13 protein-coding genes are annotated in these 13598 nt (G+C 59.3%); 5 read left to right on the top strand and 8 right to left on the bottom strand.

Features of this window, described 5'->3' with window-relative positions; genetic code table 11:
- Positions 1-118 precede the first annotated feature (118 nt).
- From AC1DHT_RS01010 to AC1DHT_RS01000, 3 genes are read right to left on the bottom strand one after another with little or no spacing between them, the layout of a single operon-like run.
- Positions 119-1030, bottom strand: coding sequence for an SdiA-regulated domain-containing protein (locus tag AC1DHT_RS01010; RefSeq protein ID WP_427546635.1), 912 nt, complete (start codon positions 1028-1030; stop codon positions 119-121).
- Positions 1020-1685, bottom strand: a complete 666-nt coding sequence (locus tag AC1DHT_RS01005) for a fumarylacetoacetate hydrolase family protein (protein WP_427532616.1) — start codon at positions 1683-1685, stop codon at positions 1020-1022. Before AC1DHT_RS01005 ends, AC1DHT_RS01010 begins: the two co-directional genes overlap by 11 nt.
- Positions 1686-1722: 37 nt before the next feature.
- Positions 1723-3117 carry an FAD-binding oxidoreductase gene (locus AC1DHT_RS01000; RefSeq protein WP_427546638.1) on the bottom strand — a complete coding sequence of 465 codons (1395 nt, stop codon included), beginning with the start codon at positions 3115-3117 and terminating at the stop codon, positions 1723-1725.
- Positions 3118-3321: 204 nt separating this feature from the next.
- Between AC1DHT_RS01000 and serA the strand changes: the two genes are divergently transcribed.
- Entirely contained in the window at positions 3322-4551 is a 1230-nt protein-coding gene (gene serA / locus AC1DHT_RS00995; protein WP_054594522.1) for a phosphoglycerate dehydrogenase, read from the top strand.
- 51 nt (positions 4552-4602) lie between these two features.
- On the opposite strand, the gene AC1DHT_RS00990 is transcribed toward serA, so the two are convergent.
- Both AC1DHT_RS00990 and AC1DHT_RS00985 read right to left on the bottom strand, forming a co-directional pair.
- Entirely contained in the window at positions 4603-5391 is a 789-nt protein-coding gene (locus AC1DHT_RS00990) for a ketol-acid reductoisomerase (RefSeq protein ID WP_427546641.1), read from the bottom strand.
- Between the two features lie 155 nt (positions 5392-5546).
- Complete coding sequence (locus tag AC1DHT_RS00985; protein ID WP_427546644.1) at positions 5547-5984, bottom strand: DUF4399 domain-containing protein; 438 nt, start codon at positions 5982-5984, stop codon at positions 5547-5549.
- 131 nt (positions 5985-6115) lie between these two features.
- Here AC1DHT_RS00985 and AC1DHT_RS00980 point away from each other — a divergent pair, with 131 nt between their 5' ends.
- A complete protein-coding gene (locus AC1DHT_RS00980) occupies positions 6116-6889 on the top strand; it encodes a transporter substrate-binding domain-containing protein (protein ID WP_427546646.1) in 774 nt (257 codons plus the stop codon).
- A gap of 146 nt (positions 6890-7035) precedes the next feature.
- Here AC1DHT_RS00980 and AC1DHT_RS00975 read toward each other — a convergent pair whose 3' ends face one another.
- Complete coding sequence (locus AC1DHT_RS00975) at positions 7036-7524, bottom strand: 2-thiouracil desulfurase family protein (RefSeq protein WP_427546649.1); 489 nt, start codon at positions 7522-7524, stop codon at positions 7036-7038.
- A gap of 2 nt (positions 7525-7526) precedes the next feature.
- Positions 7527-8159, bottom strand: coding sequence for a 2OG-Fe(II) oxygenase (locus AC1DHT_RS00970; protein ID WP_427546652.1), 633 nt, complete (start codon positions 8157-8159; stop codon positions 7527-7529).
- Between the two features lie 132 nt (positions 8160-8291).
- Between AC1DHT_RS00970 and AC1DHT_RS00965 the strand changes: the two genes are divergently transcribed.
- Positions 8292-9044 (top strand): DUF2059 domain-containing protein, encoded by a 753-nt coding sequence (locus AC1DHT_RS00965; RefSeq protein ID WP_427546655.1) that lies wholly within the window; start codon positions 8292-8294, stop codon positions 9042-9044.
- Between the two features lie 128 nt (positions 9045-9172).
- Here AC1DHT_RS00965 and bipL read toward each other — a convergent pair whose 3' ends face one another.
- The gene (gene bipL, locus AC1DHT_RS00960; RefSeq protein ID WP_427546657.1) at positions 9173-10126 is read right to left on the bottom strand and encodes a phospholipase BipL; all 954 of its coding nucleotides are present in this window, start codon (positions 10124-10126) and stop codon (positions 9173-9175) included.
- A 109-nt stretch (positions 10127-10235) separates the two neighbouring features.
- On the opposite strand from bipL, the gene AC1DHT_RS00955 reads away from it, so the two are divergent.
- Positions 10236-10805 carry a DUF6436 domain-containing protein gene (locus tag AC1DHT_RS00955; RefSeq protein WP_427546660.1) on the top strand — a complete coding sequence of 190 codons (570 nt, stop codon included), beginning with the start codon at positions 10236-10238 and terminating at the stop codon, positions 10803-10805.
- Between the two features lie 260 nt (positions 10806-11065).
- The gene (locus AC1DHT_RS00950) at positions 11066-13477 is read left to right on the top strand and encodes a penicillin acylase family protein (RefSeq protein WP_427546663.1); all 2412 of its coding nucleotides are present in this window, start codon (positions 11066-11068) and stop codon (positions 13475-13477) included.
- Positions 13478-13598: the final 121 nt, after the last annotated feature.

Raw genomic sequence — 13598 nt, 5'->3', positions numbered from 1 at the left:
AACACAAAACCTGTGGGAGCGAGCCTGCTCGCGATTAGTCCGGCACATTCAACATCGATGTTGAATAACCGACCGCTATCGCGAGCAGGCTCGCTCCCACATTGTTTTGCGGGGTTGATCAGGGCTGTGGTGGCTTTTTGAAGACGTAAAACAGGTTGGGCTCGCTGACCAGGTACATCGTGCCGCTGTCGTCCATGGCGATCCCTTCTGCTTGCGGCACTGTCTTTTGCAAACCCTGCTGCCCTTTGTCCAGCGACATCGTGCTTAACGGCCGACCGTCGATATCCAGTTCCAGCACCAGATGCGACTCATCCGACAGCGCCAGCAAATGGCCGCTGCGCTTGTCATATTGCAGGCTCGACAGGTCGCGCACGAACAGCCCGGCATCACGCTTGGGGTTGTTGACCACATGCACCGCGTAGGATTTCTCCGGGTTGTAATGCGGGAAGCCCTGCACTTCGTAGATCAGCATCGGGTCGCGCTCTTTGGCGACGAACAACCGCTTGCCCACCGAATCGTAGGCCAGGCCTTCAAAGCCCTTATTGCTGCTCATGTGCACGCCAAGGGTCATCTGCTCGGAATCCGCAGCGTCGAGAAACTCCGTTTCATCCGTCAGGTGAATCTTGATCAGGCGCTGCTGATATTCATCGGCGATCACATAGGTATCGGCACTGATGAACTCCACCGCTTCCGGGTCGCCAAACCCGATCAGCGTCACGCGGCGCAGGATTCGCCCGTCGAGGGACAGCTCGAGCAGCTCGGAGTTTTTATTGGTCACGGTGAACAGGCTTTGGCGCACCGGATCAAACGTCAGCGCCGAAACGTCCGCGCTCAGCCCGTCAATGACCTTCGCCTCGACAACCACCTGGTAATCGTTGAGTGCCATGGACTCGCCATCGGCCGGGTGCAACCAGGCTTGCAGGTTGAACCAGCCGCGCTCGAACAAACGATAATGCTGCCCAGCCGCGCCCAACGCCACGACTGCGGCGAAGAGCACGATCAGGACTCTGTATTGCGGTTTAGCGAACACTGCTCTTGAAGCTGCCGGCGCCCGGCAATTCCAGCACCAGTTCATCGCCAACGTTCAACGGACCGACGCCAGCCGGAGTGCCGGTCATGATCACGTCACCGGCTTGCAGCGAGAAGCAGCCTGCCATGTGCTGGATCATTGGCACGATCGGGTTGAGCATCAAGCTGCTGTTGCCGTCCTGGCGAACTTCACCGTTGATGGTCAGGCGAATACCGATATCGGTCAGGTCCGGGAACGTGCTGCTGACCACAAATGGAGCCAGCACGCAGGCGCCGTCGAACGACTTGGCGATTTCCCATGGCAGGCCTTTGGATTTCAGCTCGGCCTGCTTGTCGCGCAAGGTCAGGTCCAGCCCCGGCGCAAACCCGGAGATCGCGTCCAGCACTTCTTCGCGGCTTGGCTTGGTCGACAACGGCTTGCCGATCAACACGGCGATTTCTGCCTCGTAGTGGACCGAACCACGCTCGGCCGGAATCGCAAAACCACCCTCCAGCGACACCACGCAACTGCCCGGTTTGATGAACAGCAGCGGCTCGGTTGGCACCGGGTTATCCAGTTCCTTGGCGTGTTCGGCGTAGTTACGCCCGATGCACACCACTTTCCCGACCGGGAAATGAATACGTGTACCGTCGACATACTGGTGCTGATAGCTCATTACCGACTCCCTTATTGATTCATCCGGTACAGCGGCTTCAAACAGCGAAGATTTTGCCCGGGTTCATGATGCCATTCGGGTCAAACACCGCCTTGACCGCTTTCATGTACTCGATCTCAACCGGCGAACGGCTGTAGGTCAAGTAATCTCGCTTGGTCATGCCCACGCCGTGCTCGGCCGAGATCGAGCCGTTGTACTTCTCGACGGTTTCGAACACCCACTTGTTGACGGTCGCGCACTTGGCGAAGAACTCGTCCTTGCTGAGGCTCTCTGGCTTGAGGATGTTCAGGTGCAGGTTGCCGTCGCCGATGTGGCCGAACCAGACGATTTCGAAATCCGGGTAGTGTTCGCCGACGATCGCGTCGATTTCCTTCAGAAATGCCGGGACTTTCGACACAGTGACCGAAATGTCGTTCTTGTACGGCGTCCAGTGGGAAATGGTCTCGGAGATGTATTCGCGCAGCTTCCAGAGGTTTTGCAGTTGCGATTCGCTCTGGCTCATCACACCATCGAGCACCCAGCCCTCTTCAACGCAGTGTTCGAAGGTTTCCAGTGCATGGTTGGCCACTTCTTCGGTGGTCGCTTCGAATTCCAGCAGCGCGTAGAACGGGCAATCGGATTCGAACGGTGCCGGCACGTCGCCGCGCGCGAGGACTTTGGCCAGCGCCTTGTCGGAGAAAAATTCGAATGCGGTCAGGTCGAGCTTGCTCTGGAATGCGTGCAGCACCGGCATGATCGAGTCGAAATCGGCAGTGCCGAGGACCATCGCGGTGAGGTTTTTCGGGGCGCGATCCAGACGCATGGTCGCTTCGACCACAAAACCCAAGGTGCCTTCGGCGCCGATGAACAGTTGACGCATGTCGTAGCCGGTGGCGTTCTTGATCAGGTCGCGGTTCAGTTCCAGCAGGTCGCCCTTGCCGGTCACGACTTTCATGCCGGCAACCCAGTTACGGGTCATGCCGTAGCGAATAACCTTGATCCCGCCAGCATTGGTGCCGATATTGCCGCCAATCTGGCTGGAACCGGCGGAAGCAAAGTCCACCGGGTAGTACAGACCGTGCTCTTCGGCGCGGTTTTGCAGCTGTTCGGTGACTACGCCCGGCTGACACGTCGCAGTGCGGTCGGTCAGGTTCACGTCGAGGATCTGGTTCATATAGTCGAACGAAACCACCACTTCGCCATTGGCTGCCACGGCAGCGGCGGACAGCCCGGTGCGCCCGCCAGACGGCACCAGCGCAATCTTGTGCTCATTCGCCCAACGGACGATGGCCTGGACCTGCTCGGTGGTCTTGGGGAATACGATGGCCGTCGGGGCCGGGGCGAAATGCTTGGTCCAATCCTTACCGTAAGCATTCAGGGAGTCGGCATCGGTCAGTACCTTGCCAGGCTCAACCAGGGTCTTCAGCTCTTCAATCAGGGCGGGATTGGTCATCGACAGAACTCTCGAACAATTCATGGTCATCCTGAGCACGCTTCACGTCGCAGGAATGAGTGTTTGCGGGGTGCATATGCTAGCATACCGCCCCCGCAGGATAGTGCCCAAAGGCTGTTCTGCGGCGACGGCGTTCCTGCCGCTCGGGTCAGCATCTGCTGGCCACTTCCCTGCCATTTTTCTCCGGGACACAGGTTTACGCAGATGAGCAAGACTTCTCTCGATAAGAGCAAGATCAAGTTCCTTCTTCTCGAAGGCGTCCACCAATCGGCTGTCGACGTCCTCAAGGCGGCGGGCTACACCAGCATCGAGTACCTGACAGGTTCTCTGCCGGAAGCCCAGCTGAAGGAAAAGATCGCTGATGCGCACTTCATCGGCATTCGCTCCCGCACTCAACTGACCGAAGAAATCTTCGATCACGCGAAGAAACTGGTAGCTGTTGGCTGTTTCTGCATCGGCACCAACCAGGTCGACCTCAACGCTGCTCGCGAACGCGGCATCGCTGTCTTCAACGCACCGTACTCCAACACCCGTTCGGTGGCCGAGCTGGTGCTGGCTGAAGCGATCCTGTTGCTGCGCGGCATCCCTGAGAAGAACGCTTCCTGCCACCGTGGCGGCTGGATCAAGAGCGCGGCCAACTCCTTCGAAATCCGCGGCAAGAAGCTGGGTATCGTCGGTTACGGCTCGATCGGTACTCAACTGTCGGTCCTGGCTGAAGGCCTGGGCATGCAGGTGTACTTCTACGACACCATCACCAAGCTGCCACTGGGTAACGCCACTCAGGTCGGCAACCTGCACGAACTGCTGGCGATGTCCGACATCGTGACCCTGCACGTTCCGGAAACTGCTGCTACCCAGTGGATGATCGGCGAGAAAGAAATCCGCGCCATCAAGAAGGGCGGCATCCTGATCAACGCCGCTCGCGGCACCGTGGTCGAGCTGGACGCCCTGGCGGACGCGATCAAGGACAAGCACCTGATCGGCGCGGCCATCGACGTATTCCCGGTGGAGCCACGCTCCAATGACGAAGAGTTCGAAAGCCCGCTGCGTGGCCTGGACAACGTGATCCTGACCCCGCACATCGGCGGCTCCACCGCTGAAGCGCAAGCCAACATCGGTCTGGAAGTGGCGGAAAAACTGGTCAAGTACAGCGACAATGGTACGTCGGTATCCTCGGTCAACTTCCCGGAAGTGGCCCTGCCGGCTCACCCTGGCAAGCACCGTCTGCTGCACATTCACCAGAACATTCCGGGTGTACTCAGCGAGATCAACAAGGTCTTCGCCGAAAACGGTATCAACATTTCCGGTCAGTTCCTGCAGACCAACGAGAAAGTCGGCTACGTCGTGATCGACGTCGACGCCGAATACTCGGACCTGGCGCAAGAGAAGCTGCAACACATCAACGGCACCATTCGTTGCCGCGTGTTGTTCTAACGCTCAAGCGTCAATAAAAAGGGAGACCCTCGGGTCTCCCTTTTTCATGCCTTATGCAGCAGGGGATGTTTTACAGAGGCCTTCCGGGTTACTAGTCGCCACCCGCACATAGCGAGTCAATGCTTGCAGCAACTGCGAGAAACGATGAGCGTAAAGATCGTCCATCGCCGGCATCATCCAAGTGCTGTTGATCTCCAATTGCACACTTGGCACTCCCAGGCTAGATGCGTATTTAGTGATAGTTTGATTTTTCGAAGCAGCAAAGTAATTGTGCGAAAAGTTTTTAAGTCCTTCCTTGAGCATGGCGTCTGTTAACTCCTGAACAACCTGATCTTTGCCCAGCAACGAACTCCCGTTCATGGTACCGAAATCCACATCATAGGGACGGTAAGAGTTGCTGCCATGCAAGTCGATCAACAACTGAGGCTTCACTTCCTTGATCAGGCTGGCGACTTGCGCCTTGAAATCATTGTCGTCGTAATAATTAGGGTCTGACGGACTCTGAAATTGCGTATAGATCACCGTGGCGCAACCCAGAGTATTTAACATCTTGGCCAAAGCCGCCGTACCACCGCCATCAGCGAATCGGTAGCTACCATCACGCAAAGGCCGTGTAGCGTGAGGCGCTGTCACAATAATCGGAGCACTCCCCCTGAGCACGATAAACCAGGGAGTTCCTGCAGGGGCGGTCTTATCGCTTTGTGCATCGATCTGTTTCTGAATGGTAATAGCTTCTTGGATATTGGGTACATCCACAACAGCTCTGTCGGTTTGAGACAGCGCATAAGATGAGCCGGCAAACAACGTCAGGATTGAGGCAGCCAACAGACGACTATTCATGGGGGAACGTCCTTGAGGAAACAGGATCGGCGTAATTCCTTTCTCGCCGCGAAACAATTGTAGACCACCTCGAAAGACTCAAAAAAAAGCCCGAGGCATTGCCTCGGGCGCTTAACGAACGTCGAACTTAAATACGCCAGATCCAAGACATCCTGTTATTTGACGGTCACGGAGATTTTTTTCGAAACAATCGGCGGATCGAACGGCACGTGGTTCTTGTCGCCCAGCTCCAGTTGCAAGGTGTGCTTGCCCGGCGTCAGGGTCACTTCGGTTTCGGTCTGTGCCTTGCCGAAATGCAGGTGGTTGGCGTCCGCCGGGATCGGCATGTTCTCGACTGGCAACTGGTTGACGTCAATCAGCAGGTGGTGGTGCCCGGTGTGCGGGGTCTGATCGCCGGCCGGCGCCAGGGCAATTTTTTCAACAGCGAATCGGACCTTGAAGGTTTTATCTACAGTCGCACCGTCCGCCGGAGAGACGATATACACCTTCGCACCCGCAGGGGCCTTGGTGCGGGGGACGTCCGCGGCGCTCGCCAGCATCGAAGCGCTGAGCATCAGACCAGCGAGAACTGCACGTGACATAAAGGTTTTCATTCTTTTCTCCAGTTTTGAACTTAATCTTTACGGTTGTGACAACTTCGTGGCGATTCGTTGTCGAAACACCTCAACACCATAGCAAAGCGCACGAAACAGCGCGCCGCACATAACGAATTCAAGGAGTGACCATGCGCTTTCTGCCTGGCCTGATACTGTTGCTGCCCCTTGTGAGCCCTTTTGCTCATGCCGAACTGATCGACGATGTAAACGACCGTGGCGAGTTGCGCATTGCGCTTGAAGCCAACACACCACCGTTCAACTTCAAGGAAGACGGCAAGCTCAGCGGCTTCGAAGTCGAACTGGGCCAACTGCTGGCCAACGAACTGGATGTGCGTGCCGACTTCGTGGTCACTGATTCGGCCGATCTGTTGCCGGGGGTCGAGAGCGGCAAGTACGACGTCGCCATCAACCACATAGCACTGACTCCAGAACTCAAGGATCGTTTCGACTTCAGCGAACCTTATAGTTATTCAAGCGCACAATTGATCGTGCGCCAGGAAGAACAACGCCCGCTCGGCACTTTGCTGGCGCTCAAGGGCCAGTCCCTGGGTGTGGCGCAAGGCAGTCAGTTCGTCGAACAGGCGCGCGGTGTCGAAGGTATTGACCTGCGCAGCTATCCCGACGCGCAGCAACCGCTCAAGGATGTGGCAGACAAACAGATCGACGCAGCCATCAGCGATCGCTTACTGATCCCCTACGCCATTCGCGACAGTCGTCTACCGGTAAAAGAAGGTGCCAAGGTCGGTCCGACCCTGAGCCTGGCGATTCCGTTTCAGAAAGGTAACCCGGCATTCCAGGCCAGCCTCGACCGGGCCCTGCAACGGATCAAGGCGGACGGCCGATTGATGGCGCTGTCGGATAAATGGTTCGGCATGGACGCGAGCCAACCACCGAAACCTTGATATAGAAATGTACGCAATCCTGTAGCAACTGGCGAAGCCTGCGTTCGGCGGCGAAGCCGTCGCAAGCGTCCTAATGCACTACGTCAGGAACTGCGTGGTGTTAGCTCTGCGAGGACTTCGTCCTCGAACGCAGCCTTCGGCAGCTGCTACAAGGACAGTGCAGCCAACGCGAGCGCAGCCTCGGCCAACTCCAGCTCGCTGAACACTTGCACCCCATTGCGGGTCAGCAAGGCTGCGGTGACGCCCTCGCCGCTGACTTTGACCCCGCTGAAGGTCCCGTCATAGGTCAGCCGATTGCCACAGGACGGGCTGTTGGCCTTGAGCACGGCGATGCGGATTGCGTGTTTTCGGACCAATTCCAGAGCCTGATGGGCACCCGAGAGAAACTCGGCGCTGACGTCCTCGCCCTCAGTCGTTATCACCCGTGCAATACCGTCGAGCACCTGGCCGCCCTGCCCACCCGGAATCTCGGCCGCAGCCCGTGGTGTTGGCAAACCGCCGGCGACTTCCGGGCACAAAGGGATCACCCGACCTTCGGCGATCCATTGTTCCAGCTGATTGAACGGCCCGCTGGCCCCACCGTCGTAACGCACGCGGTGGCCCAGCAGACAACGGCTCACCAGAATTTTCTGCATGATCAGAATGGCTCGTTGCCGCGCCGGCGAAACCAGCCCGTCAATGACAGGCGCTCGCGGGTCGCGGGCAGGACTTCATGGGGCACTTCGCCCGACAGGAACACCACCAGGCAACCGCCAGTGGGCACCACATCGTGCTCTCTGCCCTCCTCCAGGTACATCCGCAACTGGCCGCCATGCTCCGGCAGCCAGCTGTCATTGAGATAGATGACCGCCGACACCATGCGCCGGTCGTCGTCGCGAAAGCGGTCGACGTGCTTGAGGTAGAACGCGCCCGGCGGGTAAAGCGCAAAATGGCTCTCGAAATCCTCAAGACCGAGAAACAACCCCCGATTCATCGCCTCGCGCAGGCTGTCCATCAACCCCAGATAACTGTCGCAGGCCGCATCTTGCCCGGGCTCAAGCCACTGAATATGGTCGCCACGAATGCCTTCGCGAATCTCCGAGAAAGGCCCGCGCCCCACTGCCGCTGGCGCCAACTCACCTTCGGCTGCACGTTTACGGCACTCAGCCGCCAGTTCCAGGGTCAGAGCCTGGGGCAGGAAAATATTCTGCTGCGACCAGCCATGTGTAGCCAGGTCGTCGACGATACGTAACAGCAGCGGGTGATCAGAGGGTATTTGCATGGCGCGCATAGTATTCCTGCGCCAGAAAATCCGACAGAGCCGTGTAGCGGAGGATCGTCGGATAAGCTGACGAACCTGATACGAATTCTCGACAACCTGTGTCCGGCCCCGGAGAATAGTCGCCTGCTGACAGGAGTCCTTATGCGCCGTTTGCTTTTTTCACTGTTGATGATCTGCACTTTGCCCGCTTGGGCAGACGGCCACGACCAGTTGTACAAGGTCGCCGGTTGGCCAGACCAACGCGCGCATTTTAACGATGCCCTCACTGCCGCCCAGCAACGCTACCAAAGCAGCCTGCCGCCCGCGGTGTTTCAGGCGCTGGTCAGTAACAGCAACCAGCGCTTTGCCCCGCAAGCCATGGACCATCGAGCCGAAGCGCAACTGCGCAAAAACCTCGCGGACCCTGCACCTGCACTGGCGTTTTTCCAGTCACCACTGGGACGCAAGATCATCGCCGCCGAACTGCTGGCGACCCGCCGCGACCAGTTGGCGAAGAACGCCAAGGGCCTGCCGAAAATCGAAGCCAGCGACACCCGTCAGTTGATCATTGGCCATTTGGCCCAGGCACTGCCGGCGCGCGAAGCCGGTGCCGAAGTCAGCCTGGCGATTGCCGGCGTAGCGGCCGACAGCCTGAGCCAGATGATCCCCGGCCTGCTCGGCGGCGGTCAGGCCCAAGGCATGCTGGACGGCCAGCGTCAGCGCTTGATGGATCAAATCGGCTCCGACTTGAACAACACGTTGCTGTACGTCTATCGCGACTTATCGGATGACGAACTGGAAGAGTTCGCCACCTTTGCCGAGTCCTCTGAAGGTAAGGCGTATTACCGGGCGGCGTTGGCAGCGATTCGGGCGGGACTGGCGGTGGGGAAAAGCACCTCGAGCCTTAGCCAGTAAGCTTCTGCGTCTGGAAGATCGCCATCGTCGGAACGCCGCCCGGAGCAGGCTCACTCCCACACTGGATTTGTGAACGACATAAAACCAATGTGGGAGCGAGCCTGCTCGCGATGGCGTCATAACAGTCGCTAGAAATTTCGCCCTTTGATGCGCTTGGTCAAAAACCCGAAATACTCCTGGCGCAACGCCGGGGTTTCATTCGCCAGATGATGGCGGGCCTCGGGCAGTTTCAACACCTGCGGCCGGTCGAACTTGCTCCCCAGCACGTCAAGGTTGTGTTCCCAGTCCACCGTCATGTCCGCCTGCCCCTGGACGATCAGTGGTCGACGGCTGCTGTGCGGAGCCGCTTCAATGCGCTTGATCCACCGCGCCAGCGCCCCGACCCACACGCTCGGCAAACGCAGCGGTTGTAGCGGATCGGCTTGCAGGAATGGCAAGAACGCCGGGTCGTTGGTGTTCTCGCTGAAGCGCCGGGCGATGCCTTTGACGAAAGGCTTCATCAGGTAATAGCTGAAGTGCGACCAGCCCCAGGAGCGCGGCCGAACCAGCGGCGCAAGCAGTATCACCTGCCCTTGCGCAGGACTGTCCGCGCCAGCGTTCAACACGTGATCGATAACAATCGCACCGCCCGTACTCTGCCCGCACAGGTGCCACGGTTGCGGCAGATCCAGCGACCGCGCCTCAGCGAACAACCCTTGCAGCGCCGCCTGATACTCGGCGAAATCCTCGATACTCGCGCGCTCGCCACTGGACAACCCATGCCCCGGTAAATCACAGGCGATCACCACGAACCCCTGATCCAGCGCCCATTCGATCACATGCCGATACAGGCCCATGTGATCGTAGAAACCGTGGAACAGGAACATCGTCGCCACCACCCGCTGCGGCCACCAGACCTGGCTGACCAACTGATAGTCACCGACCTTGAAACTGCCAAGCCCGCGTTTGACCGGCACACTGCGCTGCGGGAAATCCAGCCCATAAAAATGCTGATAAGCCTGCGCCTCCTCCGACAACGGCTGCGCCTCGGCCAAGGGCCGCAGGCTGGCACGCAGATGATCGGGGTTGAAGGTGGCAGGCATCACGGGTTTCCAGGCAAAGCGCAGAGCGCAAAACAGACTTTATGGGCCTGCGATATTCATCTGTCGCGGCAAGCATGGCAAGCTACGCGACCTTCGAGGATGGTTCCGTATGCGTCCGCACTACCGCACGACACTGCTTGCCAGTCTGCTCGCCCTTGTGTGTGCCGGCGCGCTGTGGGCCGCCTATGACTGGTTTCAGGGACGCTACCTGCGGGCATTCAGCTCGCACACGGCGTTGTTTTCCGGTGATCCGCTGAGCCTTCCCGCCAATCTGGCAGGCCCCGGTGCGATTCGGGTCGTGCACTTCTGGGACCCGGCCTGCCCGTGCAACGTCGGCAATCAACAGCACCTGGCCGAACTGCTTGAGCACTTTGTGCCGCAAGGCGTTGAGTTTTATGCGGTACAGAAGCCCGGTAGCCAGGGTCAGTTACCCAGTACCTTGAGCCGCCTGAAAACCCTCGACACCTTGCCAGGCTCCGAACAAATCCCTGCAAGCCCGGCGGTCGCGATCTGGGACCGCAGCGGCAAACTGGCGTATTTCGGGCCCTACAGCGAAGGCCTGACCTGCAACTCCAGCAACAGCTTTATCGAACCGATCCTCCAGGCACTGAGCGAAGACCGCCCGGTGAGCGCCACGCATACCCTCGCGGTGGGCTGCTACTGTCCATGGGCACACTAGGGTCTGTACGAGAACTCGCCGAGCGGCGATCAGGCAAGGCAAAAACAGGCGAGGAACGGCTGGGGTCGCACCCGACTTTAGGCCCCTAAATGAGCATTCCGAGCCTGTTTTTAACGCAGCCTGGTCGATGCGCAGGCAGTTATCGTACAGAGCCTAAGGCATTCCGGACTTTTCAAGGAAGGTAATGCTCGGCACAGAGGGTCTGTGCTAAATGTTTGCAGCCTTAGACGGCGGCAATTTCGAATGCACAAGGAGTCACCATGAAACGCGTTCTGACCCTGCTGGCCCTGCTACTCGTCGTCCTCGCGGCTGGCGGTGGCTGGTATGTGTACAGCAAGCAACCGACGCGTCAGGGCCAGGTGGAATTGCAACGCCTGCAAGGCTCGGTGACGGTGCGCTACGACGAACGCGGCGTGCCGCATATTCGCGCCGAGAACGAAACCGACCTCTATCGCGCCCTCGGTTATGTACACGCCCAGGACCGGCTGTTCCAGATGGAAGCCATGCGTCGCCTGGCCCGTGGCGAGCTGGCCGAAGTCCTCGGGCCAAAACTGATCGACACCGACAAACTGTTCCGCAGCCTGCGCATCCGCGAGCGCGCCGAAAGCTACGTGGCCGCACTCGACCGCCAGTCTCCGGCGTGGAAGGCGCTGCAAGCTTATCTGGACGGGATCAACCAGTATCAGGACACCCACGCAGCGCCGATAGAATTCGACGTGCTGGGCATCCGCAAACGCGCGTTCACCGCCGAGGACACCGTCAGCGTCGCCGGCTACATGGCCTACAGCTTTGCCGCGGCGTTTCGCACCGAACCGTTGCTGACCTATGTACGCGATCAGCTGGGCAGCGATTACCTGAATATCTTCGACCTCGATTGGCAGCCCAAAGGCGTGCTGGCCAAACGTCCGTCCAGCAAAGCCCCGGTGCTCTCCGCCGCTGACTGGAAAGACCTCAACGCCATTGCGCGCCTGAGTGAGCAAGCGTTGGCCGACAACGGCCTGCCACAGTTCGAGGGCAGTAACGCCTGGGTGGTTTCCGGTACTCGCACCCAAAGCGGCAAACCGCTGCTGGCCGGTGATCCGCACATTCGTTTTTCGACGCCGTCGGTGTGGTACGAAGCGCAACTCTCGGCGCCGGGTTTCGAGCTTTACGGGCACCATCAGGTCCTGGTGCCTTTTGCTTTCCTCGGCCACAACCTGGACTTCGGCTGGAGCCTGACCATGTTCCAGAATGACGACCTCGACCTGATCGCCGAAAAGGTCAACCCGGACAATGCCAACCAGGTCTGGTATCACGGCAAGTGGGTCGACATGGTCAACACCGAGCAGCAGATTGCCGTGAAGGGCCAGGCGGCGGTCACGTTGATCCTGCGTCAATCGCCCCATGGCCCGATCATCAACAACGTGCTCGGTGCCAGCGCCGGCAAGACGCCGATCGCCATGTGGTGGGCATTCCTCGAAACCCAGAACCCGATCCTCGAAGGCTTCTATCAGCTCAATCGTGCCGACACCCTGGCCAAGGCCCGCGCGGCGGCGGCCAAGGTTCATGCGCCGGGGCTGAATATCGTCTGGGGCAATGCCAAGGGTGACATTGGCTGGTGGGCAGCGGCACAACTGCCTAAACGTCCGGCCGGGGTCAAACCGTGGTTCATACTCGACGGCAGCACCAGTCAGGCTGACAAGGAAGGTTTCTACCCCTTCAGCGCCAACCCGCAGGAAGAAAACCCGGCGCGCGGCTATATCGTCTCGGCCAACTTCCAGCCGGTTTCGCCGACGGGCATGGAGATCCCTGGCTACTACAACCTGCCGGATCGCGGTCAGCAGCTCAATCGCCAGCTCAGCGACAAGAGCGTGAAGTGGAACATCGACGCCAGCCAGAAACTGCAACTGGGCACCACCACCGACTACGGCCCTCGCCTGTTGGCCCCGCTGTTGCCGGTACTGCGTGAAGTGGTCAGCGACCCGCAAGAGCTGCAACTGGTGGAGCAACTGGCCAAGTGGAAAGGCGATTACCCGGTGAACTCCACCAGCGCCACCCTGTTCAACCAGTTCCTGTTCAACCTCGTCGATGGCGCACTGCACGACGAACTCGGCGACAGCTTTTTCGAGACCTTGCTCTCGACCCGCGTGATCGATGCCGCACTGCCTCGGCTGGCTGCCTCCGCGAACTCGCCGTGGTGGGACAACCGCAACACACTCGGCAAGGAAACCCGCGCCGACATCGTCAAGGCTGCGTGGCAGGCGAGTATCGCCCACCTGAAAACCACCCTCGGCCCTGACCCGGCGCAATGGCTATGGGGCGATGCCCACACCCTGACCCACGGCCATCCGCTGGGCATGCAAAAGCCGCTGGATCGAATTTTCAACGTCGGCCCGTTCGAGGCTCCCGGCAGCCACGAAGTGCCGAACAACCTCTCGGCAAAAATCGGCCCGGCGCCATGGCCTGTGACTTACGGCCCGTCGACCCGCCGGATCATCGACTTCGCCGACCCGGCGCACGGCCTGACCATCAACCCGGTCGGCCAAAGCGGTGTGCTGTTCGATTCACACTACGATGACCAGGCCGAAGCCTATATCGAAGGCGTCTACCAGGAGGCGCATTTCAATGAAGAAGAAGTCACGGCCAATACCCGCAGCACCTTGAAGCTGTTGCCGGCGCGGGTGGCGCAGTAGATCGAGATTGTTGTTGGCAGGGCTGCCGTCATCGTCGGAACGCCGCCCGGAGCAGGCTCGCTCCCACAATTGATTTTCTTCGTACACAAAAACTGTGTGCACTGAAGATCTAATGTGGGAG

It is taken from the genome of Pseudomonas sp. 05N432 (assembly GCF_056396945.1).
This window is presented reverse-complemented; position numbering and strand designations above follow the sequence as displayed.